Origin of the sequence: Brotocaccenecus cirricatena, assembly GCF_020687045.1 — a bacterium.
GTDB classification, from domain to species: domain Bacteria; phylum Bacillota; class Clostridia; order Oscillospirales; family Oscillospiraceae; genus Vescimonas; species Vescimonas cirricatena.
Window position 1 is genome coordinate 40,535 of record NZ_JAJEPW010000005.1, and the last position, 26,069, is coordinate 66,603.

The 26,069-nt window shown below is 52.6% G+C and carries 32 protein-coding genes; 22 read left to right on the forward strand and 10 right to left on the reverse strand.

Features of this window, described 5'->3' with window-relative positions; translation table 11 throughout:
• Positions 1 to 58 precede the first annotated feature (58 nt).
• The 6 genes from LKD37_RS03035 (at position 59) to LKD37_RS03060 (ending at position 6,202) form a co-directional block, all read left to right on the forward strand.
• Complete coding sequence (locus LKD37_RS03035) at positions 59 to 523, forward strand: zinc-finger-containing protein (protein ID WP_302927870.1); 465 nt, start codon at positions 59 to 61, stop codon at positions 521 to 523.
• On the forward strand, positions 520 to 1,035 hold the full coding sequence (locus LKD37_RS03040) for a sigma-70 family RNA polymerase sigma factor (RefSeq protein WP_243126067.1): 516 nt from the start codon (positions 520 to 522) through the stop codon (positions 1,033 to 1,035). Before LKD37_RS03035 ends, LKD37_RS03040 begins: the two co-directional genes overlap by 4 nt.
• Positions 1,036 to 1,122: 87 nt before the next feature.
• Complete coding sequence (locus tag LKD37_RS03045) at positions 1,123 to 1,515, forward strand: S26 family signal peptidase (RefSeq protein ID WP_302927871.1); 393 nt, start codon at positions 1,123 to 1,125, stop codon at positions 1,513 to 1,515.
• Between the two features lie 1,202 nt (positions 1,516 to 2,717).
• A complete protein-coding gene (locus LKD37_RS03050; protein WP_302927872.1) occupies positions 2,718 to 3,989 on the forward strand; it encodes a radical SAM/SPASM domain-containing protein in 1,272 nt (423 codons plus the stop codon).
• Positions 3,990 to 4,020: 31 nt separating this feature from the next.
• Positions 4,021 to 5,598, forward strand: a complete 1,578-nt coding sequence (locus LKD37_RS03055; protein WP_302927906.1) for an ATP-binding cassette domain-containing protein — start codon at positions 4,021 to 4,023, stop codon at positions 5,596 to 5,598.
• Positions 5,591 to 6,202, forward strand: a complete 612-nt coding sequence (locus LKD37_RS03060; RefSeq protein WP_302927873.1) for a CPBP family intramembrane glutamic endopeptidase — start codon at positions 5,591 to 5,593, stop codon at positions 6,200 to 6,202. Before LKD37_RS03055 ends, LKD37_RS03060 begins: the two co-directional genes overlap by 8 nt.
• A 493-nt stretch (positions 6,203 to 6,695) precedes the next feature.
• Here LKD37_RS03060 and LKD37_RS03065 read toward each other — a convergent pair whose 3' ends face one another.
• From LKD37_RS03065 to LKD37_RS03075, 3 genes are read right to left on the reverse strand one after another with little or no spacing between them, the layout of a single operon-like run.
• Positions 6,696 to 7,739, reverse strand: a complete 1,044-nt coding sequence (locus LKD37_RS03065; RefSeq protein ID WP_302927874.1) for a ribonucleotide-diphosphate reductase subunit beta — start codon at positions 7,737 to 7,739, stop codon at positions 6,696 to 6,698.
• A gap of 14 nt (positions 7,740 to 7,753) precedes the next feature.
• Positions 7,754 to 10,270, reverse strand: coding sequence for a ribonucleoside-diphosphate reductase subunit alpha (locus LKD37_RS03070; protein ID WP_302927875.1), 2,517 nt, complete (start codon positions 10,268 to 10,270; stop codon positions 7,754 to 7,756).
• A gap of 17 nt (positions 10,271 to 10,287) precedes the next feature.
• Positions 10,288 to 10,953: a Crp/Fnr family transcriptional regulator gene (locus LKD37_RS03075; protein ID WP_306414378.1), complete on the reverse strand. Its 666-nt coding sequence runs from the start codon at positions 10,951 to 10,953 to the stop codon at positions 10,288 to 10,290.
• Positions 10,954 to 11,050: 97 nt separating this feature from the next.
• Between LKD37_RS03075 and LKD37_RS03080 the strand changes: the two genes are divergently transcribed.
• The 6 genes from LKD37_RS03080 (at position 11,051) to msrB (ending at position 14,484) form a co-directional block, all read left to right on the forward strand.
• Entirely contained in the window at positions 11,051 to 11,764 is a 714-nt protein-coding gene (locus LKD37_RS03080) for an ATP-binding protein (protein WP_302927876.1), read from the forward strand.
• A gap of 33 nt (positions 11,765 to 11,797) precedes the next feature.
• Complete coding sequence (locus LKD37_RS03085; protein WP_154024935.1) at positions 11,798 to 11,953, forward strand: rubredoxin; 156 nt, start codon at positions 11,798 to 11,800, stop codon at positions 11,951 to 11,953.
• Positions 11,954 to 11,978: 25 nt separating this feature from the next.
• Complete coding sequence (locus LKD37_RS03090; RefSeq protein ID WP_302927877.1) at positions 11,979 to 12,236, forward strand: DUF2249 domain-containing protein; 258 nt, start codon at positions 11,979 to 11,981, stop codon at positions 12,234 to 12,236.
• A 4-nt stretch (positions 12,237 to 12,240) separates the two neighbouring features.
• Positions 12,241 to 12,930: a DUF2249 domain-containing protein gene (locus LKD37_RS03095; RefSeq protein WP_302927878.1), complete on the forward strand. Its 690-nt coding sequence runs from the start codon at positions 12,241 to 12,243 to the stop codon at positions 12,928 to 12,930.
• Positions 12,931 to 13,159: 229 nt separating this feature from the next.
• On the forward strand, positions 13,160 to 13,336 hold the full coding sequence (locus LKD37_RS03100) for a hypothetical protein (protein WP_302927879.1): 177 nt from the start codon (positions 13,160 to 13,162) through the stop codon (positions 13,334 to 13,336).
• A 29-nt stretch (positions 13,337 to 13,365) separates the two neighbouring features.
• A complete protein-coding gene (gene msrB, locus LKD37_RS03105; protein WP_302927880.1) occupies positions 13,366 to 14,484 on the forward strand; it encodes a peptide-methionine (R)-S-oxide reductase MsrB in 1,119 nt (372 codons plus the stop codon).
• 127 nt (positions 14,485 to 14,611) lie between these two features.
• On the opposite strand, the gene LKD37_RS03110 is transcribed toward msrB, so the two are convergent.
• Both LKD37_RS03110 and LKD37_RS03115 read right to left on the reverse strand, forming a co-directional pair.
• Positions 14,612 to 14,908 (reverse strand): hypothetical protein, encoded by a 297-nt coding sequence (locus tag LKD37_RS03110; protein WP_302927881.1) that lies wholly within the window; start codon positions 14,906 to 14,908, stop codon positions 14,612 to 14,614.
• A 272-nt stretch (positions 14,909 to 15,180) separates the two neighbouring features.
• The gene (locus LKD37_RS03115; protein ID WP_302927882.1) at positions 15,181 to 16,188 is read right to left on the reverse strand and encodes an SDR family NAD(P)-dependent oxidoreductase; all 1,008 of its coding nucleotides are present in this window, start codon (positions 16,186 to 16,188) and stop codon (positions 15,181 to 15,183) included.
• Between the two features lie 173 nt (positions 16,189 to 16,361).
• Here LKD37_RS03115 and LKD37_RS03120 point away from each other — a divergent pair, with 173 nt between their 5' ends.
• The 3 genes from LKD37_RS03120 (at position 16,362) to LKD37_RS17690 (ending at position 18,255) form a co-directional block, all read left to right on the forward strand.
• On the forward strand, positions 16,362 to 16,931 hold the full coding sequence (locus LKD37_RS03120) for a TetR/AcrR family transcriptional regulator (RefSeq protein WP_069431260.1): 570 nt from the start codon (positions 16,362 to 16,364) through the stop codon (positions 16,929 to 16,931).
• Positions 16,932 to 17,099: 168 nt separating this feature from the next.
• A complete protein-coding gene (locus LKD37_RS03125) occupies positions 17,100 to 17,903 on the forward strand; it encodes a DUF4300 family protein (protein WP_302927883.1) in 804 nt (267 codons plus the stop codon).
• 205 nt (positions 17,904 to 18,108) lie between these two features.
• Complete coding sequence (locus tag LKD37_RS17690; protein WP_370686852.1) at positions 18,109 to 18,255, forward strand: DUF4368 domain-containing protein; 147 nt, start codon at positions 18,109 to 18,111, stop codon at positions 18,253 to 18,255.
• A 36-nt stretch (positions 18,256 to 18,291) separates the two neighbouring features.
• Here the strand turns inward: LKD37_RS17690 and LKD37_RS03130 are convergent, their stop codons facing one another.
• From LKD37_RS03130 to LKD37_RS03150, 5 genes are read right to left on the reverse strand one after another with little or no spacing between them, the layout of a single operon-like run.
• Entirely contained in the window at positions 18,292 to 18,825 is a 534-nt protein-coding gene (locus tag LKD37_RS03130; protein WP_302927884.1) for a ClbS/DfsB family four-helix bundle protein, read from the reverse strand.
• 11 nt (positions 18,826 to 18,836) lie between these two features.
• Positions 18,837 to 19,760, reverse strand: coding sequence for a thioredoxin-disulfide reductase (gene trxB / locus LKD37_RS03135; protein ID WP_302927885.1), 924 nt, complete (start codon positions 19,758 to 19,760; stop codon positions 18,837 to 18,839).
• A 10-nt stretch (positions 19,761 to 19,770) separates the two neighbouring features.
• Positions 19,771 to 20,094 (reverse strand): thioredoxin, encoded by a 324-nt coding sequence (trxA, locus tag LKD37_RS03140; RefSeq protein WP_349048716.1) that lies wholly within the window; start codon positions 20,092 to 20,094, stop codon positions 19,771 to 19,773.
• 8 nt (positions 20,095 to 20,102) lie between these two features.
• The gene (locus tag LKD37_RS03145; RefSeq protein WP_302927886.1) at positions 20,103 to 20,519 is read right to left on the reverse strand and encodes an RrF2 family transcriptional regulator; all 417 of its coding nucleotides are present in this window, start codon (positions 20,517 to 20,519) and stop codon (positions 20,103 to 20,105) included.
• A gap of 2 nt (positions 20,520 to 20,521) precedes the next feature.
• Complete coding sequence (locus LKD37_RS03150; protein ID WP_302927887.1) at positions 20,522 to 20,944, reverse strand: rhodanese-like domain-containing protein; 423 nt, start codon at positions 20,942 to 20,944, stop codon at positions 20,522 to 20,524.
• Between the two features lie 196 nt (positions 20,945 to 21,140).
• Between LKD37_RS03150 and LKD37_RS03155 the strand changes: the two genes are divergently transcribed.
• From LKD37_RS03155 to LKD37_RS03175, 7 genes are all read left to right on the forward strand, one after another.
• On the forward strand, positions 21,141 to 21,536 hold the full coding sequence (locus tag LKD37_RS03155; protein ID WP_302927888.1) for a Fur family transcriptional regulator: 396 nt from the start codon (positions 21,141 to 21,143) through the stop codon (positions 21,534 to 21,536).
• Entirely contained in the window at positions 21,533 to 22,045 is a 513-nt protein-coding gene (locus LKD37_RS03160; protein ID WP_302927889.1) for a ferritin, read from the forward strand. Before LKD37_RS03155 ends, LKD37_RS03160 begins: the two co-directional genes overlap by 4 nt.
• A gap of 53 nt (positions 22,046 to 22,098) precedes the next feature.
• On the forward strand, positions 22,099 to 22,662 hold the full coding sequence (gene ahpC, locus LKD37_RS03165; RefSeq protein WP_015565305.1) for an alkyl hydroperoxide reductase subunit C: 564 nt from the start codon (positions 22,099 to 22,101) through the stop codon (positions 22,660 to 22,662).
• The gene (locus LKD37_RS03170) at positions 22,662 to 24,308 is read left to right on the forward strand and encodes an FAD-dependent oxidoreductase (protein WP_302927890.1); all 1,647 of its coding nucleotides are present in this window, start codon (positions 22,662 to 22,664) and stop codon (positions 24,306 to 24,308) included. Before ahpC ends, LKD37_RS03170 begins: the two co-directional genes overlap by 1 nt.
• 233 nt (positions 24,309 to 24,541) lie before the next feature.
• Positions 24,542 to 24,802: a nitrous oxide-stimulated promoter family protein gene (locus LKD37_RS17695; protein WP_081338277.1), complete on the forward strand. Its 261-nt coding sequence runs from the start codon at positions 24,542 to 24,544 to the stop codon at positions 24,800 to 24,802.
• A 1-nt stretch (position 24,803) separates the two neighbouring features.
• Positions 24,804 to 25,091, forward strand: a complete 288-nt coding sequence (locus LKD37_RS17700; protein WP_349048715.1) for a hypothetical protein — start codon at positions 24,804 to 24,806, stop codon at positions 25,089 to 25,091.
• The gene (locus tag LKD37_RS03175; RefSeq protein ID WP_349048714.1) at positions 25,043 to 26,038 is read left to right on the forward strand and encodes an MFS transporter; all 996 of its coding nucleotides are present in this window, start codon (positions 25,043 to 25,045) and stop codon (positions 26,036 to 26,038) included. Before LKD37_RS17700 ends, LKD37_RS03175 begins: the two co-directional genes overlap by 49 nt.
• Positions 26,039 to 26,069 lie beyond the last annotated feature (31 nt).

The window sequence follows — 26,069 nt, forward strand, 5'->3', positions numbered from 1 at the left end:
TTGGTTTTCATGCAGTTTTCCGGCCTTTCTCTATATCCTGACGGAGGTGAAAGGAACCGTGAAACACAAGAAAAGGAAGAAAGGAATCAACCCGTCCGCCATGCGCTGTCAGTATTGCGGCGGCACTGTTGTGCTGCGCTCCGCAGACGGCATCTACCATGAGAACCACAGCCATACCATGCTATATGTTTGCAGCAATTATCCGCGGTGTGACGCTTATGTCCGCACCCATCCGGGCACGAATATCCCCGTCGGCACATTGGCTAACCGCGAGCTGCGCACGCTTCGGAATCAGGCGCACCACTATTTCGACCAACTATATCTGAGCGGTTTGATGAGTAAGCAGGACGCCTACCTGTGGCTGGCAGGGCTTCTGCAGGTACCGCTTTCCAAAGCGCACATTGGCTTTCTCGGTGAATATTACTGCAACGAGGTCATCGCCGAAAGCAAGAAGCTCCTGGAGCGGCGCAGGAAACAACAGCCGGCCGGATTTCGCCCATGCAAAGGAGGCGAAGCATCATGACGCTTACACAACCCCAGCAGAGAAAAGTGGAGCAAAACCTCGGCCTGGTCGGGAAGGTGATCAAGGACAAGGTCCATAATCCCGGTCAAAACAGTATCTACAGTTACGATGACCTCTATCAGATCGGCTGCATTGGCCTCTGCAAGGCGGCATACAGCGATAAAGGCGGATGCTTCTCTACGTATGCATACAGGCTAATCTGGAACGAGATATGCACGGCGTTGATCTATGCCAACCGCCGGGCGGCAAAGGAGTGCGAACTGCTCCCGGAGGTGCTCGGGAAAGAAGATAGTTTAGACGAGCATCACGAACTGAGCATGATACTCGACCGGCTGGAGGCCAACGCTTCCGAGGCGATGGCGAAAGGCATCCGGGCGATCCGTCTCAGCGCCGAAGGCTATTCCCACGCGGAAATCGGCAGCATACTCGGGGAAAGCGACAAATGTGTCGCCGCCCGAATCTCCCGCACCAGGAAATATCTCAGGTCGCATCCGGACCTTGCGGCATTCTGATTTATGCACAATTGAAAACGATACAGCAAACCCGCCCTCCCCAGTATAAACACTGCGGAGGGCGGGTTTTGCGTTTTGGAGGAAGTTATGGAACTCTTCAAGAATAACCGCTGGCTGCTTATCCCGATCCTGTCCTCACTGCTGCTGCTTGTCCTTATGAAAACAGTGCTCTTTCTCGGATATGTCCCGACTGAGTCCATGGAACCGACACTGAAGAAAGCATCATTTATTCTGGGGACACGGCTGTACGGAGATTTGACCGATGGGGATATTATCATCTTTGAGCGGGATGGGAGGCTTCTTGTAAAGCGAATTACGGCATCCGGCGGCGAAGCTGTCGTTCGGAATGGCATTACGCTGATTGTGCCGGAAAACTGTTATTACGTTCAGGGCGACAATGTCAATCACTCCTATGATTCCCGCTTCTGGTCGGACCCGTTTGTAAAGGAGAGCAGCATAAAGGCAAAGCTGCTGGGCTGATTCTATATTCAGCTATTAGGGCTTTTTACAATAGGAATTTTTTCGGGGCAGTGAAAAACTTTGTGACTAAGGAGCAACAGGCGGAGAAGAAGGGGTGGAAACAAGGTCTGCGGGCGGTTAAAATGCACTTTGGTGATGGGGAATATAAAGATCCTAACAGACTTTAACCTAGCGTTATCCAACTGCCGCAGGAAACGGCCATAAGTCCAATAGGACGGCAGCGGCTCCATGATATTGAACCCACAGTAGTGGGCGATGAGCCGGTTGTTGTCCAGATAATCCAGTCGAACTGCACACTGCCCGCATAGAACTGCGCAACGGTACGAATGAGGACGTCAGGGAGAAGATAAGGCCACCTTCGGCAAAAATTACGACTATGACCGCTTCCGTAGGGTCAAACGGAACGCGTCCGAATATCTTGATGAGTGTGGGTTGGAAAAGACGAAGGCGAAACAGAGTTGTATGCGGCAGCAAGCAAAGAGAGAAAAGGGGATGCATAAAAGGTCAAAGATGCAGGCATGGGAGCATTAAGTGAGCACTTAAATCCTTCTGTAAAGATGATTTGTGACAAAAGTAGTATTGCAATTCTGTCCTTTACTACTCATGTTTCACTGCCAAACTATCATTTTACACAGTCTCTATATTTATGTAGAGTTTTCCTTGACAGACCGGAGAAAATATGGCACACTAAAGCCAGCGGTTAGACAACACTAACCGCTGGCAATAAATTAACCAGTGCTACTCAGGGACTAAATTTCTATAAGATAGGAGGTACAAATGAGCTGGATTCAAGAACCCGAAGTTGATGCCCTTGAACCAATGGGGTCTGTTTGTTCCTGCATTGGAGCTACATGTAAGGGGCGTTGTACCCCTTACGCAGTTTGCTTGATGTATTTGGGAAACAAATGCAAGCAGCTTACAGTTTGTGGAGTTTTCTTTGATTGACGAAGGAGGAATTTCTATATGGAGTGGCTACAAACCCCACCAGCACAACCTAAAGTGGCTTGCGGAGTCCGAGTGTGTTGGGATATGGAAGACAAAGATCCGTACCCTGATCCTTGTGGACTGCAGGTCTGTATTATTAAGTTTTGTTTGCAAAACTATAGTTAACATAGTATTAGGTAATCTGGTGCCAGTCCCTCACCAGATGCCTTTTATATGTATTATTGTCAGTCTTATTAGTTGCTTTAGGGGAAAGAAAAATGAAACATTCTTGCTTTAATGTGTGCACATACAACCATGATGGAATGGTTATTTATAATACAATGACTGGAGCGGTTATTGCTTTAAATCAATACTACAGTCGAATGTATCAAGATATATATTTAGCCGATTCAGACTTTGCAACTAATATGCAAAAAGGTGGATTCTTTGTAGATGACCAAAAAGATGAAGTTGCTGAACTGTTGCAAATATCAACTTATGCCCGGGAAAACTTGACAAGTAGAAGTTACACAATTGCTCCCACGCTGTCGTGTAACTTCAGGTGTCCATACTGCTTTGAAGATGGACATAGATACAACACTATGACTGATGCTGTTATTGACAAAACAATTGCTTTCATTAACAACGATGTGCAGGAGGCTGAAGCTGTTTCAATTGCTTGGTATGGCGGAGAACCGTTGTTGTGCCCAGAAATTATCCAAAGAATAACCGAAAACATACATGTCAAGGACGGTGGCTTTACTGCGTCAGTAATTACAAACGGGTATTTTCTTGATCGTAAAATGGCGGAATTTTTGCAACGTCAAAAGGTGGGATATGCGCAAGTTACAGTTGATGGTCCCCCAGACATTCATAATGCAAGACGCAGACTCCCAAACGGGCAAGATACCTTCCATAGAATTTTATCTAATGTGGCTGAAGCAAATGACTATTTAAAGATAAATCTCCGCGTTAACGTTGATGCGAGTAACAGAGATCGTATTGATGATATTTTTGATTTTTTGGATAACTATGGGCTGAGAGGAAAAGTACAGCTATATTTGGCTGCTGTTGAAAACATTCACGGGTCATGCAATAATGGTACATGTTTGGAGGATCATGAGTTTTCCGCGTTTGAAGCATCGTTTTATGAGCGGAATGTTGATCGTGGATACTCCTTCATATATCTGCCATGCTTCAATCCAACCATATGCGGCGCTGTCACCAAGACTATGTGTATCATTGATCCGATAGGAGACCTCTACAAGTGTTGGAACGAAATTGGCATGCACACAAGATCATATGGATCAATTTTTGGTGGCAACAACAGATCGAACATAGACCAGTGGAATAATTATCAGGTAGCTTCATATGAGGAATGCAGAGAATGCGCTTTCCTGCCTGTTTGCATGGGTGGATGTCCCTATCGTTCTATATCAGGAGGCAGTAAACAATGCATTTCAGTCAAATACAACTACGAGAGATTAATTCGTATCCTTGCAGAAAGGGTCAAAAAAAGAAATGAAAAGAATACTTCAATTCGGAATTAGGTATTTTCATGAACTGCGATTCAAAATCGCTATGATTCTAATTCTGACAATCATATCTAGTATGCTTTCTGTAACTGCCCCATATTTGTTAGGGCTATTCTTTGACGCCTTGATTGCTTCTGCATCTATCGTCAGAATAATGTACATTTGCTTAATATATTTACTTTTAATGACATGTACTCTATTTGTTGGATATGAATTAAATTTGCTGAAAGTCAAAGTACATACAAAGGCATCATATCGATTAAACTCTGAGGTGCTATTTTATATTCACAGATTGCCCTATGACACTACGATGTTCATGGACTCAAGCTACTATACACAACGAATAAACAATGATGCTACACAAATAATTTCCTATATTTTGGAGGCGTTGTCCGGAATCATTATTAACGTTGTTAGCATTATTCTCCCATCCGTTGTTATATTCAATATCTTTCCGCCAATCTTACCAGGCATTTTTCTTGCGATCATGTTATATGTTTTTGCGTATACAGCGATGCGTTCAGTTCTTTATAAAACGGGTATGGCATTCAAGGAAGGACAATCTGTATTTTTTAAAAAGCTAAGTCAGCAACTGACCGCTATTAAACTGATAAAGCTGTTTGATTTAAGCTACCTTTTCGCAGATTTATTGAATAAGGCTTTCGCCCATGTTTTAAAGACAACGATCAACTACCAGAAAAAGGCATATATTTTTTCGAGTCTTGACTCTCTAATTTCCTCGGTCTGCCAAATTCTGTTTCTATTTTCTGGCGGATATATGGTTTCAAAAAACTTGATAACCATAGGAAATTTAACCATCGTGCTAAGCTATATATCGATGATTATTACTTCTGCAAGATACTTCTTCTCTCTCGGAAAGCAAACACAGGATACATTAGTTTGTTATGCGAGAATTTCTGAGTTATTAAGTAGTTCACCAGAGTTTAATCATGGGAAAGAACCTAATAACATTGATGAGATAAGCATCATAGACTTGTCTGTAAGATTCTCTGAAAATGTAATTCTCCACTCTGTAAATATGCATTTTGAAAAAGGGAAAATTTATGGGGTGGCAGGAAATAATGGAACAGGGAAGACCACTCTTATAAATATTTTGGCTGGACTATACCGCAACTGTTATTCTGGAAAAATAATCCTGAATAGAAGCATATCACTATCTGAAATCAATCCCGAATTCATGCGAAAAAATCTCATAAGTGTTTGCCCACAGGATATTTCTCTGATAGAAGGCTCATTGAGAAGCAATTTGCTTTTAGGACATGACGAGCCTGATGATTTTTATAATACTTTAGAGTATTTTGGGCTTGATTCCGTTATTGCAAGTCTTCCAAATGGGATTAACACTTCCGTTGATAATCATAACTTTAACCTTTCTGCAGGAGAAAAGCAGAAGATAGCAATTGTTCGGACAATAATAAAAGGAGGTTGTGTTCTAATTTTTGATGAGCCTACATCTGCGCTTGACACGTTGACGAGAGATAGATTTTTGGCTTATCTGCAAAATCATAAAAAAAACAAAATGGTAATCATTGTTTCACATGACATAACGCTTCTTCAACAGCTTGATGAGGTTGTGAGAATGGAGGGAACAACATTTGAATAAGTCATTTTATAAGAAATCAATAATGGCAATGCTTTTCGTGTTAATCTATATAGCGGCTTCGACTGCATTTGCCCAAATTTTACCCTTGCCGGTATTGCAAGATCTCACAAATTCCAATATAAAAAGACGCATATTGTATGATGCTATTCAGGCTGCGGCGGTAATCCCTTTTGCGGTAACGTATTTTCGCGATACAGCTTTCAGAAAAATAAAAATATCCTCTAAGTGGATACCTTGGGGGCTTATTGGCGTTTGTGCCATATTGGTAACAATAATTCTGCCTGAGAGGGTATACGCCTTTTGGTTTTACTTAATTATTGTTGGATGCGGAGAAGAATTTGTTTTTCGGGGTTATTTGCATCGAGAGCTGCGAAAAGCATTTTATTTCAAAGTATCCGTCATCTTGGGCGGATTGGTGTTTGGATTTGCACACGGATATTCACATTTTATGGTTCTGGGTGGACCAATTACTGGTATCCTTAGCGAGCTCGGTGGTGGCATTGTCGGAGCTCTGATATTCTCGGCGATATACGAAAAAAGCAACTCAATAGGCTGGCCAATTTTGATTCACGCTTGTTTGGATTTTACGGGGTATTTAGTGTAGGCTAAATTGTCGCAGGCGTTGTGCTTTTATATTTAAGAGAAACTATTTTTGCGGTTAATATCTATTGTTAGAACCTGACACAATTAACCATGCGAGATAGACATGTTGTTCCAACATTTATAAGGAGATTGATTCTGATGGTGCTTTTTTACAATTCATTTGATTACACATCACAGCTCCCAATGGATTTCTGTGAGGTGTAACTTTTTTATGGATACCGCTGAGAATTATGTACCATCAATTGCCGCCACTTCCAAGAGGAGCGGGGCCATCAATAGATTGATTGCCACATTTTGCAAATAAAAGTTCGAGAGCAGTTGTACGATAGATAAGCATTGTAGCGGCATTATCGCTCCGTGTCTTGTCTATAGGCTGCTCTGTTTTTTCTTCAAAATACTTGTGTCCACATATGTGTCCTTACAGCTGATAGTATGCACCCCAGATTACCTTCCCCTATACAGTCTAGTATATAGGCCTTTGCGCCTGGCGTTCTTTATAGATCGTCCACCAGTGCGGTGCTCTTAGCATAGGCGGTGCTGCGCGCCTCAAAGAAATCCGTCTTGACCATGTTGGCGTCGGCGTACTGGCTGACCCATGCCATGCTCTCCGGCTCGTGCTCGAAGCCGGGATATAGCGCCGGATACCCGAGACTCGTCCAGCGGAGATTGCCGAGGTAGCGGATATAATCTGTGACCATCCGGCGGTTCAGCCCCGGCACCTCGTCCCCGATGACATAATGCCCCCACGCGATCTCCTGTTCCACGCCCTCCAGCATCATTTCCCGAAGCGCCTGCACGTTTTCCGCCGTGAACAGCTCCGGCTGCTCCTTCTGTAGCTCCAAAATAATGTTGCGAAACAGCCACAGGTGGGTGTTCTCGTCCCGGTTAATGTAGCGGATCTCCTGCGCCGAGCCGGGCATCTTGCCGTTGCGGGAGAGGTTGTAAAAGAACATGAAGCCGCTGTAAAAATAAATACCCTCCAAAATGAAGTTGGCCATCATCACGCGCAGCAGCGTGAAGGAATCCCTCTTCACTTGAAACTCATTGTAGCAGTTCCCGATGAAGGTGTTGCGCCGCAGAAGGTGCTCGTCGGTCTTCCACTGGTAGAGGATGTCGTTGCGCTCCACGGGGGAGCAGATGGTGTCCAGCATATAGCTGTAGCTCTGGGAGTGGACGCACTCCTGAAACGCCTGAATGGACAGGCAGAGATTGACCTCGTTGGCGGTGACATACGCGCCGATGTTGGGCAGATTCGCCGTCTGGATGGAGTCCAGAAAGACGAGAAAGCTTAAAATTTTGTCGTAGGCCATGCGCTCGGCGGGCAGCAGGCGGGGATAGTCCTTCACATCCTGCGAGAGATTGATCTCCTCCGGAATCCAGAAATTGTTCATGGCCTGCCGGTACCAGTCGCTGACCCACGGATACTTCATGTTGTTGAAATCGTTGAGGTTTGTTGTGTTGCCGCCGATCATACGCCGCAGGCGCACGTCGATGTCACCCTCCGGATTAAAAAGTGGCTTTTTCTTCAGTTCTACCATGGTACTGCTCCTCCCTATGACGCGCAGCTTTCGCAGTCCTCCACCTCAAGGGACTTGCTGCGGATGTAGTAGATCGTCTTGACGCCGCTGTGCCACGCATCCAGATACAGCGCCAGTACCTGCCGCATGGTGTAGTCGTTGGTGATATACAGGTTCATGCTCTGCGCCTGATCGATGTGCCGCTGGCGCACGCCTGCGGCTCGTACCGACCAGCTTTGGTCGATGAGGTGAGCCGCCTTATAGTACCACCATGTATCCAGCGACAACTCCGGGGCCACGCGAGGCAGGATGCTGCCCTTCTTCTCCTCCAAAAAGAAGCGCCTCATGACAGGGTCGATCCCGGCGGAGGTGCCGGAGAGGATAGAGGTGCTGGAGGTGGGGGCGACGGCCAGCAGGTATGCGTTGCGCATTCCCTGCGCCGCCACCGTTTCGGCAAGCTCCCGCCACTTGCCGGAGGCGTAGCCCCGCTTCTCAAAATACGCGCCGGTCTGCCAGTCGCTGCCCTCAAACAGCGCATAGCAGCCCTTTTCCCGTGCCAGTGCCGTGTCCGCCCGGATGGCGGCATAATTGATGCGCTCAAACACCGCGTCGGCGAAGGCGAGATGCTCCTCGCTCTCCCAGCGGATGCCGCGCTTTGCCAGCATGTGGTGATAGCCGCTGACGCCAAGGCCGATGCTGCGGTATTTGTGGTTTGTGAGCCGGGCGTATTCCAGTGGGTAGAAGTTCAGGTCGATGACGTTGTCCAGTGCCCGCACCGCCGTCTCCACCGTGCGCTCCATGTAGGTATCGTCCTCCACGGGAAGATTCCCGAGGGAGAGGCTGGCCAGATTGCAGACCACGAACTCGCCGGGGCGGGTGGCCGTTACCACCACCGTATCGCCGTTCTCCGTCTGCACCGAGGTGCTGATATGCTCGATGGGCGCCATGTTCTGCGCGATCTCCGTGCAGAGGTTGGAGCAGTAGATCATGCCCGCATGGCCGTTGGGGTTCATGCGGTTGACGGTGTCGCGGTTAAAGGCGAAGGGCGTGCCGGTCTCTACAGCCGAGCGCAGCACCAGCCGCACGATGTCCTTGACGGTGACGGTGCGCTTTTCGATGCGGGGGTCGCTGACGCAGTCCAGATACCGTTTCTCCCACTCCTCGCCCCAATAGTCCTCCAGCGCGTAGCCCTTGACGGTGAGGATATCGTGGGGGCACATGAGATGCCACGGCGCGTCAAGATTTTTCTCCGCCAATTTCCAGAACAGATCGGGATAGCACACGGCAGGAAACACGTCGTGCGCCTTCATGCGGTCGTCGCCGTTGTTGGTGCGCAACTGCAAAAACTCAGGGAGATCCTTGTGCCACGCATCTAAGTAGACCGCCACTGCGCCCTGCCGCATGCCCAGCTGATCCACGGCAACGGCAGTGTCGTTCACCAGCCGGATCCAGCGGATGACGCCGCCCGCCGCCCCCTGAAAGCCCCGAATGGCGCTGCCGGTGGCCCGTACCTTGCCAAAGTACAGCCCCATGCCTCCACCGAACTTGGACACCTTTGCAAAATTGTCAACGGAGCGGTAGATGCCGTCCAGACTGTCCGGCACCGTGTCGATAAAGCAGCTGGAAAGCTGGTGATGGGGCTTTCGTGCGTTGGACATGGTGGGGGTGGCCATGGTGACCTCCATGCGGCTGAGCATATCGTAAAACCGCCTGACCCAGCCCATGCGGTCAGAGGCCTCGTTCATGGCAAGGTGGAGCGCGATGCCCAGGAACATCTCCTGCGGCGTTTCCAACGGCTCACGGCTGCGGGACTGGATGACGTATCTCTTGAGCAGCAGGTCAAGGCCGGAATAGGTGAACAGTGTGTCCCGCTTCGGGCATAGAAAGCCCTCCGCAGTGTCGATCTCCTCACGGGAATAGCGGGCGAGGATATAGTCGCCGTACAGCCCCTTATCCGTCAGATAGCGGAGCTTTTCATACAGGCCTTTCACACCGCGCTCTGTCCACCGCGAGGCATTGCGCTTGGAAAAGGTGTGATTCAAAAGCCGTGCCGCGATGAACTCCCATTTGGGCGCCTCCACCGTGGTCAACTCCACCGCCGCCTTGGTAAGGGCTTCCATTTTCGCATCCGTGGTCATGGCGGGCTTGCAGAAGCTCTCAAATTTCAGCTGCAAGGCGCTGAGGGGATAAACCTCTTCCTCGTAATCCTTCTGGATCTGCCGTAGGACGTCCTCAAGGGCGTCATCCCCTACCTCGTGGGCGAGGTCTGCGCGGACGCGGCGCAGGGCGGCGCGCTTTTCACGGTACAGGATATATGCCTTTGCCACCTCATAGTGTCCGCACTCCATGAGTACGCGCTCCACCTCGTCCTGTACACGCTCCACGGTCAGCCCACTGTTTTCCGGCAGGCGCTTGAGCACGACAGACAGCATTTCATCGAGCACCCGGTCGTCTATCTCCTGCCCTTGGCCGGAAAATGCCTTTTTCATGGCGTTCAGGATCTTTTCTTCTTGGAACGGGACAACTTCGCCCGTTCGTTTTCTGATATTCATCGGCGACCTCCTTTACATTAACCATCAATTTGCTCCATGACATCAAAATGGTTTTTCTCATACCGGATAAGCCCGTCCCGCTGCATGAGGGACAGCTCGTTGGAAAGCGCGCTGCGCTCTACGCTGAGATAATCCGCCAGCTGCTGGCGGTTGTAGGGAATATCAAAGGAATAGCTGCCGGTGCGCTTAATACACTCCGAAAAGTAGGACAACAGCCGCTTGCGAATGGACTTGGGGCCGGTGTGCAGCACCCGGCGGGAGAGCTGCAAATTTTTCTCCGAGCAGAGCGTCAGCAGATTCCGCACAAGCCGTACATGGCGCGGGCAGACATTGGCGCAGGGTTCCAGTACGCGCCTGATATTCAGCAGCAGCGCTCGCGTGTCCTCAGCGGCGGTCACGTTGACCATCAGCGGCTCGCCCGGCACGCAGGCGTACGCCTCCGCAAAGACGCCGCCGGGGCCGATGCTGCTCAGGACGCTGTTATTGCCCCACACGTCTCCCATTTCAATGATGACCCGGCCGGAGAGCACCACGCCGATCTGCTCCGTGGCAGTCCCCTCCGGGAAAATAATCTCGCCCTTTTGAAAGGCGTGCTCCTTCGCGTGCAGGCAACCGAGCATTTCCTCAATGTCCGACGGCTCCATTCCGCGAAAAAGCCGTGTGTTTGCTAAATTGATCTGCATTTTTTTCGCCTCCATGTTGGTGTGCCAACGGACTTTCATAAATTATGATAGTAGAATAAAATCACAAAGTCAAGAGAAACCGCAAGGGGGTATCAAAATGATTCGAAGGATCATCCAGATCGATCAGGAAAAATGCAACGGCTGCGGCGCCTGCGCCGAGGCCTGCCATGAGGGAGCTATCGCCATGGCGGACGGCAAGGCAAAGCTCATGCGGGACGATTACTGCGATGGGTTGGGTGACTGCCTGCCCGCCTGCCCCACCGGCGCCATCACCTTTGTGGAGCGGGAGGCCGCCGCCTACGACGAAAAAGCCGTCATGGAGAACAAGCAGCGGAAAATGCGGAAAGAGGGTATGACCCTGCCCTGCGGCTGCCCCGGCAGCCAGTCCCGGAATATTCAGCGCGAGGCCGCGCCCGCCGCGGAAGCACCCCGCGCTGAACAGGCAAGCCGCCTGTCCCAGTGGCCGGTGCAGATCAAGCTGGTGCCGGTGAACGCTCCGTATTTTGACGGCGCGCGGCTCCTGATCGCCGCCGACTGCACCGCTTACGCCTACGCCGCTTTCCACGAGCGGTTCATCAAGGGACACATCACCCTGGTGGGCTGTCCCAAGCTGGACGGCGTGGACTATTCCGAAAAGCTGACCGAAATCATCCGGGAGAACGACATCAAGAGCGTCACCGTCGTCCGCATGGAGGTACCCTGCTGCGGCGGGCTGGAGATGGCGGCGAAAAAGGCACTCCGGCAGAGTGGGAAGTTCATTCCGTGGCAGGTGGTCACCGTCACGGTGGACGGCCTGCTGATGGAAGAATAACAAAATCATTAGAAAAAGAAAGGATGAAGCACGATGAAGTATGTATGCAGTCTTTGCGGTTGGGAATACGACGAGAGCGCGGGTTACCCGGAGGGCGGCATCGCCCCCGGTACGCCCTGGAGCGAGGTGCCGGAGGATTTTGAGTGCCCCCTGTGCGGCGTGGGTAAGGATTCCTTCGAAGAGGCGTGAGCTTTCTGCAAGAGAGGCAAAGACTATGAGTTATGAAAATTGGAAGGACAGAATCGGCACATTCGAAGTGATGGACGTGCGGGGCAAAAAGCTGGACTTCTTCCCCGCATTGAAGGCAAAGGCTGCCGCGCTAAAAAACGGCGAAGGACTGCATATCATCCAGACCTTCGAGCCCGTCCCCCTATACCCGGTGCTGGCCCTTATGGGCTTTGAGCATCACACGGAGAAGGTGAGCGGCAGCGAGTATCACGTCTGGTTTTATCGAGTGAGGAAAGGAGAATAACTGCATGAGCTATGAAAACTGGAAGGACAAGGCGCAGGGGTTTCAGACCGTGGATGTGCGCCATATACAGGGCAGCTTTTTTGAAGGGCTGAGGAAACGGGCCGAAGCGTTGGAGGTGGGCGAAGGATTACACATCATCCAGACCTTTGAGCCGCATCCACTGTACGCTGTCATGGAAGGCTTGGGCTACGAGCACCACACCGAGCAGCGGAGTGAGGCGGAGTTCCATGTCTGGTTCTGCCGCACAGAGAAGAAGGAAGGCGACAGCTCCGCTCCCTTCAAGCCGCTGGCTCTTTTGAACTATCCCATGATCGATGAAAAGCTGGGGCAGATCGCCGTGGATTTTTGGGAGACCACATGGCAGAGCGAGAAGCGCGTACTGCCCTACGAAACGCGGCTGCTGCTGTCCCTGACCAACGCTGTCGGTGCGGGCCGGATGAGGCAGGCGGCGCGGGAGCTGGTAAAGGCATATATCCACGGTGTGGAGAGCGCCGCGCTGGACGATGTGTTCGAGCTGCTGGCATGGAATCAGGGCATCGGCTTTTTCAGCAGCGAGATCGGCCCCTCGGCGCTGTTTCAGGCGTACAAGCTCATTAAAAACGGTGAGAAGCAGGGCAAGTCCCGGGAGGATATCTGCAGTGCGCTGCGCGAGAAATTCGGAGAGAAGAACCCGGAGATGCAGGTCTTGCATTAAAAGCAGATAACCTTACAAACGGCTGCGCGGCTTTGGGGTTTGGTTATTTTTCGCTGGTGCTTTCTTCTTACTACCCCTGTCTTTTGCTCCAATCGCTTTATTCTCAGCGAATTTAAGATATATTTCCATTAAACCCCCGTTCTTAACAAAGATTTTAACCTATTTTCTTTATTTTTAATAAAAGAACTGTAAGCTGACGAGCATTCTGTGCACCATTGCCCTGCCCCTGATGGGATGTGCCGGAGGGTGGCTGTACTACCGCTATGTGGGCTGCACCGCCGGCACCTGTGCCGTTACGTCCAGCCTGTGGCTCTCCACCGGCTTCGGTTACATCCTTGGGTCGCTGCTGTATCCCGTCCTGTGGCCCGGCCGCGGCAAGAGACAGGACTGCGACAGGGCGGAGTGAGCCCTGATTCCACTGAAGGAGGAAACACGATGTATCGAAGTGTATTGGCACTGCTTTTCGCCGCAGTGCTGCTGCTCAGCGGCTGCGCCGCCGGGCAGCAGACTGTGCCGAAGGAAAAGAGCGAACAGGAAGCAAACATGGACGGAGCGGCTTTCGACCGATCCGATGAGGAGAGTACTTATATGGATACCACAGAAAATGTCATCTATCTGGCGGGCGGCTGCTTCTGGGGCATGGAACAGCTGATGCAGTCCATCCCCGGCGTTATCGACGCCGAGAGCGGCTACGCCAACGGCACCTGCGAGGCGGATGCCGATTACAAGACCGTCTGCAAGGGAGAGACCGGCTTTCGGGAGACCGTGCGGGTGGAATACGACCCCGAGCAGGTGAGCCTCGACGCGCTGCTGCTGGCTTACTTCTATGTGATCGACCCCACGGCACAAAACCAGCAGGGCAACGACCGGGGCAGTCAGTACCAGACCGGCGTCTACTACACCAACGAAAGCGCGAGAGAAACGGTGAAGCGCATCGCGGAGATCGAGCGCGGCCGCAGCGAGAAATTCTTCGTGGAGATCGGCCCGCTCAAAAACTACTATCCCGCCGAGGAATATCACCAGAACTACCTCGAAAAGAATCCGAACGGCTACTGCCACATCCCGCGCGCGGAGATGGAGCTCTTTTCCCGGCTGCGCATCGACCCGGGCGACTATCAGAAGCCCGCGGCGGAGTCCATCCGGGACAAGCTGACGGCGGAGCAGTACCGCGTCACGCAGGAGAGCGGCACGGAGCGCGCCTTCACGGGCGAGTTCTGGGACAAGTTTGAAAAGGGCATCTATGTGGATGTCGTCACCGGCGAGCCGCTCTTTTCCTCCACAGATAAGTACGAGAGCGGCTGCGGCTGGCCCGCCTTTACCAAGCCCATCGAGGGCCCCGCCGTGGTGGAGAAAGAGGACCTGAGCCACGGGATGCGCCGCACGGAGGTCAGAAGCCGTGCCGGAGATTCTCACCTTGGTCATGTGTTCACCGGCGATCCGGAGTCCCCCAATGGCGTGCGCTACTGCATCAACAGTGCGGCCCTGCGCTTTGTCCCCTATGAAAAAATGGAGGCCGAGGGCTACGGATACCTCCTGTACCTGTTTGAGAAATGATTTCAGGTGCATACACATCAAGCGGAAAAGCATGAAGGCTGTTCTTCAAAAGAACAGCCTTCTTTTTCTGGGAAGACAGCGAATGGGGCGCGGGTCTATTTGCCCGCGCCCCTAAAGGTGAGCCTGTTTACTTTTCGATGATTTGCAGCGCTTCTTCCTCACGCCACCGCCTGATCTGCCATGTGGTCAGCGCAAGGCATCCGGCAAGAGATATACAGAGGGAGAACCCCCACAAGCCTAACACGCTACTGTCGCCGGTCTTTGGGATTTGCAGCCGCTTCGGGTCGATCCAGCCCATCAGGCCGCCGGGAGCCTTGCCCTGCACCAGCTCATACTTCTCAATGAAGCGGTGGAGCATGGCGGCGATCTCAGCGCGGGTCGCCGTGCCCTGCGAGTCAAGCAGATTGCCGGATTTTCCCTTCATAAGACCGCTGCCGACCGCCCATTGCATGGCCGATGGTGATGATCCGATTCATATCGTGCTCCTTTCCGACAAAAGCCTTTTAAGTGGGGCAATAATGACAGTACATAAGTGTGAGATGGAATATTATGAAACAATGGGTGAATGCCTGCATTTGCGAGTTTTTAATCCCTTTATTAAATTATATCATGGAATGCATGTTGATGACAACTGAGATTGCGGAGCATATCAGTAGCATGCACAGCCTGCCCAAGGTGCTTTTTGTTGATGTGAGGTCACACTTCGTCCTTTCTCCTCTGCTCCAAAAGCCAGACTGTCATGTCCCGCAAAGTCTCCTCCATCGGGCGCGGCTGATATGCAAAGCGTTCCGACGCAGCAGCATGGCTGAAGCGGCCGTTTGAGGCAAGAACGGAAACGGAATATGGGGTGTAAAACAACGGCTTTCGATCCTTCAGACTCCGACGTTCGTAGTACGGAGCGGCCAGCTTTGCAAGACCCAGAGGCAGGCAGATGGGGCGATACTTCAGCTTTGCAGTCTTTCCCATGAGCTGAAGCATCTTGCAGATGGTGACATAGTGGCCGGACAAAATATATCCCTTGCCGGGCTCTCCGCTTTCGGAACAGGCGAGAATGCCTCTTGCCACATCCCGCACATCCACAAAGTCATATCCGCCGCGAACGGCTAAAGGCAGCTTCCCGGCAAGAAAGGATTTTGCCATTGAGGTGAAGCTCCCACCCTGTAAGTCGCCCGGCCCGATGATGCCGGAGGGGAAAACAATGCTGGCATTCAACCCGCGTTCCGCTGCAGCGAAGACCAACTCTGTTGCAGTTGCCTTGCTCTTGGCGTAATCTCCGTCCACAAGCCCCGGAGAGAATTCACAATCCTCCGTAATGATGCAGCCCTTCGGCTTTTCCGGTATGGCATGGACGGAACTGACATAGACCATTTTGCCCACATCATGCTCCATACATTGCCGGAGAACTCTCCATGTCCCACCTACATTGACCTGATAGAGCCTCGAACCGGGCCTGGAGGCGACGGAGACGATACCAGCGCAGTGAATTACACAGGTACGGCTGTCGGCATCCGCGAAGAAGTCTGTCAGCGAGTTTTCCGCATACACATCACCGATGACGGTATGGACTTCTTTGGGGAGCAAATTGATATAGGGGTCATCATGCAGCACAAGCGCATGCACTCGTGCGCCGCGGCGTGCCAGTGCTTCTACAACGGCTCTGCCGAGGAAGCCGGTGGCGCCTGTAACAAGATATTTATCATACATTCAAAAAGCATCCTCTCTCAAATAAGCATACAAGTGTTGATTATCTTTCACGAGTACAGTATACTTGAGGAGGAAGGCAGAAACAATCAGCACTTGCCATACGGCTGAAAGAAAAGCAACACTGTCTGTTGAACTGTTGATAATCTTTGTAAACTTTTTTAGAGGGACTCTGTATGGAGAAGATGGATGCAAGGAAACGCTATACGCAAATGGTGCTCAAGCAGTCTTTTCTGAAGTTGCTGAAGGAAAAACCTGTAAACAGAATTACGGTGAAAGAGGTTTGTGCGCTGGCGCAGCTTAACCGTGCCACCTTCTATGCCCATTACAGCGATTGCTTTGCCCTGATGGAGAGCATTGAGAATGAACTCATCGACGCATTTGAGAAATCCCTTCGCTATGTCAATTCGTTTGATGTGACGGCGCTGATCGAAGCCATCTACGATATGGTCGATCAGAATCAAACGGCGTGCCGCGTCCTGATTTTGGGGAATACAAACTCAACGGTCCTCATGCGGATGATTGCCCTGGCCAAGGAGGACAGCATTGCCTACTGGCGGAAAGAGCTGCCCAATGCCAGCGAAACAGATCTTGAGATGATGTATACCCATCTGTCAAATGGTTTGATGCATGTCGTTGTGGAGGGCTATGACAAGTACAGCAAGGATGAGATAATCCGCTTTGTCAGCCGCGTGGTGAAAGCCAGTCTTTCGCTGTTCCGATCGCCCCAAAGACCTCTTGCTTAACATAGACCTTATGCTAGAATGGTATAATAATCTTTGCAAAATAGTCGATGGTCAAAGGAAAGGATGGAGCAGATTATGAAATCATTTCGGCAGACAATGCTGGCTATATGTGTTATTCTTATCGCTTCCGCATTCGCGGGCTGCGGCGCGGCCGAGCAGCGACCGGCATTGGAAAGGATCGAGTACACAAACCTGAACGACAGCGGATCAAGGGAACTTTTGAAGGAGCTGCTCTCCGACACAGGCGTGTCAGATGGGCGTATTCAGGGCTTTTTCCGCCGTGTGGACCACTTTAATGACAGCGTGAAGCAGGAATGGCTTACGGATGGCTTTGAGGAAGCGGAGCTGCTGTATACGAAATATGACCCTTACGCGATGCAGGACGAATGGACGGCGAAGAACGGGACGTTTCCGGGCTATAACTGCCGGATCACCGCCATGAACTTGTTTGGGGACTTCCTCTCCGTGAGCGCAGACTCTCAAATCAATGCCGGTGAAGATGTGCTGTTTGTGGACGAGGAAACGCTGAAAACAGATCCCGATGCGCTGGGCGGAAGCAGCCTTGCAGATTTCCGCGCACTGTATTCCTCCATGAAGGCGGAGGATACCACGGAGATCAAGCGTCATGTACAAACCGTACAAGAGGAATGGGCATCCCGCGGCGTTACCTTTCGGGAGAATGAACGGATCCGCCTCATCACGGTATTCTTCCATGATAAGCCGACCGAGGAGGAATCTCTGCTGTTTGTCGGGCATGTTGGCGTACTTTTGACGGCGGAGGACGGGACGCTGTACTTTGTAGAAAAGGTTGCCTTTCAGGAGCCGTACCGGATGCTGCGCTTTGCCGACCGAACGGCGCTGAGTGATTACCTTATAGGGAAATATGACACCTCATGGGGACAGGATACGGCGAGCCCCTTTATCATGGAGAACAACGAGCTTATGGACGTAAAGTCCCGTCATGCTAAATAATAGCAGAGGGCGGTAGCATTGTGCTGTCGCCCTCTTGATTATCGAACAGCAAAGACGGGCGGGGCTATCAACGGCGGCGCATTTGAGGCGTTCACTCTAACCGCTGACAGGCTCGACTGGGTTTGCTGTTTATTTCCTCACCATTCCTGCGTCTTGGCTTTCTGCCGGACTTTCATTACCTGTATTTGATATATGCTGCCAGTTTATAGATCGTATCGAAGTTTCCCATACCGATAAAAAATCCAAGACAAGGAAAATCACGATTGTATATAACTTCATCGGTGCATTTAATTTTGGACGGGCGAAAGAAAAAGCCCAAAATACAACTCAAAAACAGCAAAGAACGGCATAGCCGTTTGGCTACACCGTTCCTTGCAAAAATGTTTTCTTAATTCACCGCCCCATACAGCGCGGTCTTTTTCCATTTCCTGATTTTCGTCCGAAACGTTCCGAAGGGCGCGACGGTATTGACGTGGATGAACTTGTAAACCTCCCATATCGCTGTTTTGGTGGCGTCATCCGCCCACCTTCTCATGTGCGGCTGGAACAACTCCTCCTCGCTCATGGAATCGATCATGGTCTGGATAGCGGCGATATTTTCGTTTAATTTGCCCTTCAATTCTGCTAAGGACGAGTGGGCGTAGGTGTCCGTGAACCATTGATACAGGCTGCCCAGCTGGTTCCATTTGAACTGCTCCGACGGTGTTTTCACGTCCATTCCACGCTTCTCGTCAGCTTCCCATTTCAAAAGCAGCGTTGTCCACCCCACCTGGTACGCAAGATTCTCTGCCGGCGTTCTGTCCACGCCGGGTACTCTTTTATCCTTCAGGGCTTCCGGGATCGTATCAAACTCGGAAATATATTTCTCAAAGCTCTGACGAATCTCGTTTTTGAGCTCATCTTTATCCTTATATGTTCTCAAGACATCCTCCCTTATCGGTTCTCCGCCAGATATTCCTCCGCATAGTGGACGGCTACCGCGCCGTCCGATACGGCGGTGACCACCTGCCGCAGCGCCTTGGTGCGCACGTCGCCCACGGCGAACACGCCGGGGAGGCTGGTGCGGGTGGATTCGTCCGCGATGATGTAGCCGGACTTGTCCAGCGCCAGCTCGCGTCGGAACAGCTCCGTCGCCGGGGCACGTCCCACGCTGATGAACACGCCGTCGCAGGCAAGGTCATGTTCCGCGTCGGTGTTGACATCTTTTAGCCGAAGCCCCGTCAGGCGGCTGTCGTGCAGCAGAGCGGAAACGGTGCTGTTCCAGCAAAATTCTACGTTGGGCGCGTTCATCAACGGCTCATGATAGACCTTCGTTGCCCGCAGGCTGTCCCGGCGGTGGATGAGATAGACCTTTTTGGCAATACGGGACAGGGCAAGTGCGTCTGCCGCGGCGGAATTGCCGCCGCCCACCACTGCCACGGTCTTGCCCCGATAGGGCGCGCCGTCGCAGGCGGCGCAGTAGTGAACGCCCTTGCCGACGAGTGCCTCCTCGCCGGGAACGCCCAAGGGGCGGGGTGTCGCACCGGTGGCGATGACCACCGTGCGGCTCTGAAAGGCGCCCTCGCTGGTGTCCAACGTCTTGGTTTTTCCAGACAGGTTGGCTTTGTACACCTCCGCCAGCTCCGTCACCGCACCGAAGCGCTCGGCACTCTGCTGCATTTTTTCGCCCAGCGTAAAGCCGTCGATGCCGCCCTCGAAGCCGGGATAGTTGTCGATCTGCTCCGTCAGCGCCATCTGCCCGCCGGCGGAGAGCTTTTCCAGCACCAACGTGGAAAGCCCGGCACGGGCGGCGTACAGGGCGGCGGTGTATCCGGCGGGGCCGCCGCCGATGACGATCATGTCGTAGATCTGCTCCATAATCGTGTCCTCACTGTGCCAGCGTTTCCTGGATAAATGTCTCAATGGCCGACTTGGAGGCAGGCGCGACAATGGAGCCAAGCACCTCGCCGTTCTTAAAGAGCAGCAGCGTGGGGATGGTGTCGATGCCGAAGCGCTGAATCAGCTGCGGCTCCTCGTCGTAGTTGATCTTGCCTGCCGTCAGAGTGTCTGCGTACTGCTCGCCCACCTTGTCGAAGGCCGGAGCAATGCGGCGGCAGTAGGGGCACCACTGGGCCCAGAAATCCACCAGCACGGGCTTGTCCGCGTGCAGAACGTTGTTTTCGAAGCTGTTGGTCGTAATGGTAAGCATCATATATCCTCCTATTTCTGTGTAAAAAGCTGTGTTTCAATATCTGTGATCGTAATGTGCGAGAGATACGCGGCGCACTGCTCGTTCATGTTCCGGTAGAGCGCATCCATCACGCCTGCCATACCGGAGCAGATGGCGCAGTCCCGGTCAATGTCCCCGCTGTGCCACGCGCAGTCCACAAAGCGGGTATTTATCGCCTCCGCCACCTGCCGGAGAGAAAGGACTACGGGGTCGGTGCAAAGGCGATAGCCGCCGTCCAGACCCTCCCGGGTCTCCACCATTCCCGCCTTTTTCAGCCCCGCCAGCACCCGGCGGACGCGGGTGGGGTTAGTGCAGATGTTCTCCGCCAGAGCCTCGCTGCTGAGAGAGCGTCCACTGTGGCTCAGGCAGACCAGCGCATGGACGGCCAGATTAAAAGAACTGTCCACAATCATCCCTCCTTCACAAGCTCGTAGGGCCAGTCGATGACGCCGCCGAAGTCGTAGACGCTCTGATACCCCAGCGCCAGCAGCTTTTGTGCGGCATCCTTGCTGCGGCGGCCGCTGCGGCAGTAGACCAGCAGCGTGGCTTCCTTGTCGGGCAGCGCCTCGGGCATTTCGCTGCCGATGCTCTCGTTGGGGACAAGGACGGCGTTCTCGATGTGTCCGCCGTCGTATTCCTCACGGGTGCGGACATCCACCACCACGACCTCCTGCGAGGCCATCATCTCATAGGCTTCCTCGGCGCTGATCTTATGATACGCCGCCTTGCCTGTCATGTCCTCCGCCGTGTCCGCTTTTGTCTTGGACAGCGTGCAGCCGCTCAGCAGCGCAAGCGAGGTGGCAAGTGCCGCAAAAAGTAATATCTGACGCATAATTAACCTCCAATGCAACTGTGTTTATTGCTGATACAGTTTATACTGTGACTATAACAGATACAGTCGAGACTGTCAAGGCTTTTTGGAGCAATTTGGGGGCGTAAGGCCCTTGTGGCTGTTGACAAAGAGAGAAATATGGGTATAATAAAGGAGAAAGAATAAGACTTATTCTTGTATTTAGGAGGTTGGCAGTATGCCGAAATACGCAGAGGAGATATTGGCTGCCGTAACGGAGCTTCAGCGGCACCCCACGGCGGAGCAGGTGTTCATGGAGATGAAAAAGGAGCATCCCAGTATCGCCATTGGCACCGTGTATAAGCATCTGAACGCCTTGGCGGAGGAAGGTCTGCTGCACCGCATCACCGAGCCCGGGTCGCCGGACAGATATGACTGTACCGAACGGCATGATCATCTAATCTGCAGTCGGTGCGGTAAGATAACTGACATCTGTTTGAGAGACCTCACAGAACCTATCGAAAACAAGCTTGGGCAGAAGATACTCTCCTATGATCTCAGGATCCGGTATATCTGTCCTGCCTGCAGAGAACAGGAGGAAAAAGACCACAGCATTGAAGGAGGAAAACAATGAACGCTAACGTATCGAAGCTGCTCAACGAGCAGATCAACAAGGAGTTCTACTCCGCCTACCTGTATCTGGATTTTGCCAACTACTACGCCTCCGTGGGCTTAGACGGCTTTGAGAACTGGTACCGGGTCCAGGCGCAGGAGGAGCGGGATCACGCCATGCTGTTCTATCAGTATTTGCAGAATAACGGCGAGGGCGTCACCTTTGAGGCCATCGCAAAGCCGGAGTGGGAACGGGGCGATCACATGACGCCGCTGAAAAAGGCACTGGAGCATGAGAGGCTCGTTACCGCCAGCATCGACGCCATCTACGCCGCCGCATACGAGGCCAGGGACTTCCGCGCCATGCAGATGCTGGACTGGTTCATCAAGGAGCAGGGCGAGGAGGAAAAGAACGCCGCCGACCTCATCACCAAGATGGAGCTGTTCGGCGGTGACAGCAAGGGGCTGTATATGCTCAACAGCGAGTTGAAGGCCCGGGTCTACACAGCGCCCTCCATGACGATGGAATGACGCTGTCCCCGATTCAGCAATCAAACCAATTAAAAAGAAAAGGAGATTAAATCATGTCACTTATTAACAAAGAAATCAGCGATTTTTCCGCACAGGCGTATCAGAACGGAGAGTTTCGGACCGTGACCAAGCAGGATGTGTTGGGCAAGTGGAGCCTGTTCTTCTTCTACCCCGCAGACTTTACCTTTGTCTGCCCCACCGAGCTTGAGGATTTGCAGAACAAATACGCTGAGTTTAAGGCGGCCGGCTGCGAGGTTTATTCCGTATCCACCGACACACATTTCGTGCATAAGGCGTGGCACGACCACTCTGAGCGCATCAGCAAGATCACTTATCCCATGCTGGCCGACCCCACACATGCGCTGAGCCGCGACTTTGAGGTGTATATCGAGGAAAACGGCCTTGCAGAGCGCGGAAGCTTCATTGTGAACCCGGAGGGCAAGATCGTAGTATACGAAGTCAACGCAGGAAACGTGGGCCGCAATGCCGATGAACTTCTCCGCAGGCTTCAGGCCAGCCAGTTTGTGGCGGAGCACGGCGACCAGGTCTGCCCCGCCAAGTGGCAGCCCGGAGCCGAGACCCTCAAGCCAAGCCTTGACCTTGTGGGTATGCTGTAATGGAGATGGAACAGCTCTATGATGTAATCGTGATAGGTGGAGGGCCGGCCGGACTTACGGCGGCCCTTTATCTTGCCAGGGCACGCTATCGCGTGTTGGTGGTGGAGAAGGAGCATTTCGGCGGCCAGATCACTATCACGAATGAGATCGTGAACTATCCCGGCGTAGCAAAAACCAGCGGTAGAGAATTGACGGACACAATGCGGCAGCAGGCAGAGGGCTTCGGCGCAGAGTTCCTGCTGGCCGAGGTCACGGCTTTTGAACTGGACGGGGACGTCAAGACCGTGAAGACCGGGCGCGGAGAATACCGCTGCTTTGGCGTGCTTCTGGCCACGGGAGCCCATCCGCGTATGATAGGCTTTCCCGGCGAGGCGGAGTTCCGTGGACGGGGCATAGCCTACTGCGCCACCTGCGACGGCGAGTTTTTTACCGGCAAGGAGGTTTTTGTCATAGGCGGCGGTTTTGCCGCGGCGGAGGAGAGTGTTTTCCTGACCCGCTATGCAAAGCACGTCACCGTACTGATTCGCGGCGAGGACTTCTCCTGCGCCGAGGCTGTGTCGCGCGCCGCCAAAGAGCATCCGAAGATCACTGTCCTTTCCCATACCGCAGTGGTGGAGGCTACGGGCGATACGGCGCTGCGCAGCCTGCGATACAGAGATTTGAAAACCGGAGAGGAAACGGTTTTCGCACCGCATGGGGATACCTTCGGCGTGTTTGTGTTTGCCGGCTACGAGCCGGAAACGGCCTTGATCCGGGACAAAGTTGAGACTGACCCGAGAGGCTATATCGTTACGGACAGCTCGCAGCGGACGAACCTTGAGGGCGTATACGCCGCGGGCGACGTGTGCGTGAAGGAGCTGCGGCAGGTGGTCACCGCCGTGGGCGATGGCGCAAAGGCTGCGACTGCGCTGGAAAAGTATGCCGCAGCCATGCAGGAAAAAACCGGTCTTCGCCCCCGAAAGCCTGAGATAAAAGAAGCGAAGGCGGCACCCGGCGGCGAGGCTCGGCCCGAGGGGATATTCCCGCAGCAGGTAAAGCAGCAGCTTGAGGCAGTATTTGAAAGGATGCAGGAGCCCCTGATACTGGAACTTTACCTTGACGAGAAGGCTATTTCAGAGGAACTCCGCTCCTATATGGAGGAGCTTGCACGACTCACACCCAAACTCACAGTAAGAAAATCTACCGAAGGCGCTGAGCATATGCCGCTGGTGAGTGTGTTGCGCTCTGACGGCAGCGACTCCGGTCTCGCTTTCCACGGGGTACCGGGCGGGCACGAATTTACTTCTTTTATCATGGGGCTTTATAACGTGGCCGGACCGGGACAGGCTCTTGACGGAGAAACTATGGGCCGAATAAAGGCTCTTGATGCACCGACAGATATGCAGATATTCGTTTCGCTGTCCTGCACCATGTGCCCGGAGCTGGTGATTGCAGCCCAGCACATAGCCGCCCTCAACCCCAATGTCAGAACTGAGGCATACGATCTGAACCACTTTCCCGCCTTGAAGGAAACGTATAATGTCATGAGCGTACCCTGTCTCGTGCTGAACGGCGAAAAGGTGCTGTTCGGGAAAAAGAGCATAAGCCAGTTGCTGGACACGCTGGAACAGCAAGAGCAAAAGAGCCGATACACCGGATCGGCATGAGGGATGATGGCCGGAAGCAGTACATATCAGTTACTTGAGTAACCGCTGCCGGCCCCTGCGCTGACAACGGCGTTGTGATAACCGAGGTTGATATGCGACTGAAGCCAAGGCAGACTGCACACAGGCGACCTGCCTTTTCTTCCACCAAGCGGTTAGAGATGGCTAACTGAAATACAGAGCAGAAAGGAACATGACTCTTGAATAAGGAAAAGTAGATTGAAATCGTTACCCTCATGCTGCGCCGGTGTGGACGTGGCGCACATGGGACAAGGCGGAAGGAGCCTTGCCCTGTGTGCGCCACCCTGCCGGGAAACGCCAGCCAACGGCGCGTCCGATGCCCGCACGGGGACAATAAGCCCTTTTGCGCAAGCCGCCCCATCTACTATCGCATGGTTCGGATGTGCGCAGTGATGCGGTATGCAGAGCCGAGTATGCTGCTGAGCCGCCCCATAGCAGAGAGACTGTTCCTCCGCTTTCCGATTCCGGAGGTGTAATATGGAAAAGAAAGAGTACCGACAGCTTTTGTCTCAAAGGCAATACATCCAGCTTCTTTTAGCCGATACGATCAACCGCTTCGGAGATTCCATAGATGTGATCGCTTACTCGTGGATCATGTATGAGATCACCAGCAGCGCATCGCTGATGGCGCTCGTGGTCGGTCTGAATTTCGTTCCGACCGTCTTTCTCACGCCCTTTGCGGGTGCGTTCGTAGATCGCATAAGCAAAAAAGGGTCATGGCGCTTGCCGACCTGCTGCGCTTTGTGTTTGTTGCGGCAATTGTGACGCTCTACACCACAGGTCTTTTAAGCCCGGCGCTCATCGTGGTTTTTACACTGGCCACCTCCACGGTGGAGGCCTTTCGCCTTCCTGCCGGCGGCGCAATCCTGCCGCAATTGCTGGAGAAGGAGTATTATACGTTGGGAAAGGCCGCCAACTATTCTGTTTCAAGAATATCGGGGCTGGTCGGTTATATGCTTGCGGGCGGCGTGATCGCGCTAATAGGCGCTGTCGGCGCTCTGTGGATCGATGCGGCGACATTTCTGATATCGTCTGCGATCATATGGTCGATACGGTATAAGGAGAACCTGCAGGGCGCAAAGCAGACGGTAAAAGGTGTGATTCAGGATTTTGCGGAGGGTTTTAGATTTATCCGTGCAAGCAGGACGATTCAGACGGTGAGCCTGATAGGGCTGCTGATCAACTTCGGCATCATGCCGTTGACCGTTTTTCAGACGCCGTATGTATCCGACTATCTGAAAATGGGGCCTGAGACGCTTTCGTATATCAAAATACTGACGTCTGTTGGCATGATAACGGGATCTGCGCTGCTTCCCAAGCTCGGGAAGATCAAAACCCCTGTCATTGCAGTCGCCGCAGGCGTTATTATGGGCGCGGCGCTGATTGAAATGAGCATCGCCCAAAGCCTGTCTACGCCGGTTCTGAAAATGGGGATTCTCACACTCAGTATGCTCTCCATCGGCTTTGGAGGGGGACTTTTGAACGTTGTCATTGGAAGCTCTGTGATGAAAGCCGTTCCAAAGGAGATGATGGGGCGCATCAGTGGATTTCTTACCGCCATGATGCAGGCCTCCATGCCGGTTGCATCCTTTATCTACTCTGCACTGGCTGTGTATTTCCATATCCCGCATATCCTCGTTTTCTTTGGGAGCCTGACGCTGATCTGCAGCCTGGCGCTCTATTTCAGGAAGAAGCTCGATGCTTTAAGTTGATTTGGAGGGAGGCGATGTGCCTGAAACGAGA